The sequence below is a fragment of the uncultured Olegusella sp. genome, assembly GCF_947253395.1.
Taxonomy (GTDB): Bacteria; Actinomycetota; Coriobacteriia; order Coriobacteriales; family Atopobiaceae; genus Olegusella.
Map to the genome: position 1 here is coordinate 1 of NZ_CAMXYY010000169.1, position 2,538 is coordinate 2,538.

Sequence of the window (2,538 nt, forward strand, 5' to 3'; positions counted from 1 at the left end):
CGAAGCTTGAACCATCTGTGCTATCCGACTGCGCTATTCGACAGATTTTGCCGTAGCTCAGCTGCAGAGATAACTCCATAGGCACTCTGAGCGCTACGAACACCGTCAACAATGGCATGTGCGATGGCCTGTGCAGAAAGTATACCTACCGCATCAACAGGAGCTTCTACCTCACCGGTCGCCATAACAAAGATAGTGTCACCATCATTGGTGGTGTGTGTAGGCTTGATAGCATGTGCATAGCCATCGGCTGCCATCTGTGCCACTTTCGTGGCCTCAGCTTTACTAAGACGTGCATTTGTGACAACACAGCTAATGGTGGTATTAGTGCGCGGAACACCATGTACACGAGCAAAATCGGACTCACGCTGCATCTGAAGTGCCAGCTCTACAGTCGAAGCAAGACCTGTTCCATCCTCGTTAAGTACACCAGCAATCGGTTTATGAGTATCAGGGTCCCAAATATCTCCTGCAGCATTAACTGCCGAAACTGCTCCACAAATGAGCTCTCCTGCCTGCTCTACCGCTTCACCAAGTCCAGACTTCATACTACGAGCAGGGCCAGCTACTTTACCAATCGTACATCCCGTGCCTGCACCCACATTTCCTCGTTCAAGTGGTTTTTCTGCATGCTCAAAAGCCGCACGAACAGCAGCAGCACCTTCTGCAATACCAGGACGCACATCAGAGCGCCCACAACCTAGATCAAATAGACAAGCAGAACTCACTATGGGTACAACACCTACTCCAACATTGACGCCGATTCTGCGGCGCTCAAGCTCTTCTGCAGCCCCACAACTCGCCGCAAGACCATATGCAGAGCCACCAGAGAGTACCACAGCATCCAAGGTCTGAACCGTCTCTTCTGGGCGCAACAAATCAGTCTCCCGTGTAGCAGGAGCTCCCCCTCGTACATCAACGCCACCTGTAGCGCCTGCAGGACAGACGATAACCGTACATCCTGTCCCCGCCTCAGCAAGCGTGGCATGACCCACATAGATACCGGGAATTTGGGTAATGGAACTAATCTGTTGCACGAAACTTCCTCCTAAAACCAATAAGAAGAAACGTTATCAATATTTGCGTGGATGCGATCAAGCTCACGGATAAGATGGGCTATTGGCAGGCCAACTACGTTGTAAAAATCACCACAAATACCGCTCACCAACCTGCGGCCACGACCTTGAATACCATAAGCGCCAGCCTTATCAAAGGGCTCACCTGTGGAAATATACCATTCTATTTCCTGGTCGCTCAGGGCATAAAATCTCACCGAAGTCGTCTCATCAAAGGTGGTCTCAGAGATACATCCTGCCATAGGATTGCCATCAATCAAGATGCAAACGCCTGTGGTCACCAAATGTTTGCGACCAGATAGTAAATGCAGCATCTGACGAGCCTCGTCAGCGTCTTTCGGCTTGCCCAATACCATGCCATCATCAGTCCAGACGATAGTATCGGCAGCTATGAGAGTTTCTCCTTGAGCCAGTTGAGAGTTGTCATTGTGTACAACCCACGCTTTTGCTCTGGCGAGGCGACGTACGTATGAAACAGGGTCTTCTCCTGGAGCACGCGTTTCATCTGTCCAGGCGGGATGTGTCTCAAATTGAAACCCCTCGGCTTGTAGTAGTTCTGCTCGACGGGGTGATGCTGAAGCGAGTATCACGATATATCCCCTTCCCCTACCTACGCCCAAACCCTATAACAAAGGCCGACCCCCAAAGGAGCCGGCCTCCACGCTGGACAATCTGAGATTGCAGGTTGAGCTAACAATCACTACTCAATAGTGATGGCCTCAACGGGGCAATCCTCAGCAGCCTGCTTTGCGTCATCCTCGACGTCAGCAGAGACCTCGTCAACGATGACATGAGCAAGACCATCGTCGCCAACTTCGAACACGTCGGGGCAAATACCCTCGCACATGCCGCAGCCGATGCACTCCTCGCTAACAGATGCCTTCATGATAAATCCTCTCACTTTCACGCTTGGACCCCTTATCCAAACGTTGCTACATTTTTACACGTTTGTACGCATAAGGCTAGAGGTCTTTTGTACGTACTCACATGACTTGTCGAGATAGTACCAGCAAGCTGAAAGATACGCTAGAGCTTAATTAAATTTGACCAGTTTTTGCGCTGCGCGATAGAGTCCAACAGAAACTTTTTTACCCATATCACCAGGCAGGTTCATTGATTTACCAATGAGCCCGTGGCGACAACGTACATACATGCGATGGTCATATTGGCGCAGATCCTCCCACAACTTATCGAGATTCTTTTGAGCATCAGGCTCTTCAGAAAGCTTGGAGAAAATCGAGCTGACACCCATCATGAGTTGGAAATACCCCAGCATATAGCTGCGCAACTCTGCTGGTTCAACATCGTCGTAGAGGTGGTAGGCATACATCATGATGCGGGTGATACGTAGTTGCTGATCAATCCTACCAATCATGACTTTTTCACTAACAGATTGGTCGTCACGACCAATAAAGTAGCGATAGAGGTCAACATCAAGGTAATAAAGCGTCTTGCAGCGAGG

Annotated in this window: 3 protein-coding genes and 1 pseudogene; all 4 read right to left on the reverse strand. The window is 49.9% G+C overall.

Translation table 11 applies throughout. From position 1 onward, the window contains the following. Window positions 1–20: 20 nt before the first annotated feature. Window positions 21–1,037, reverse strand: coding sequence for a P1 family peptidase (locus tag Q0X25_RS08440; RefSeq protein ID WP_298581237.1), 1,017 nt, complete (start codon window positions 1,035–1,037; stop codon window positions 21–23). Between the two features lie 11 nt (window positions 1,038–1,048). Further along, window positions 1,049–1,666, reverse strand: a complete 618-nt coding sequence (locus tag Q0X25_RS08445) for a nucleoside triphosphate pyrophosphatase (protein WP_298581240.1) — start codon at window positions 1,664–1,666, stop codon at window positions 1,049–1,051. Window positions 1,667–1,776: 110 nt separating this feature from the next. Continuing rightward, window positions 1,777–1,962 carry a ferredoxin gene (locus Q0X25_RS08450; protein ID WP_298581243.1) on the reverse strand — a complete coding sequence of 62 codons (186 nt, stop codon included), beginning with the start codon at window positions 1,960–1,962 and terminating at the stop codon, window positions 1,777–1,779. Between the two features lie 147 nt (window positions 1,963–2,109). Next, window positions 2,110–2,538: pseudogene (locus Q0X25_RS08455) on the reverse strand (glycosyl transferase); the annotation flags it as partial.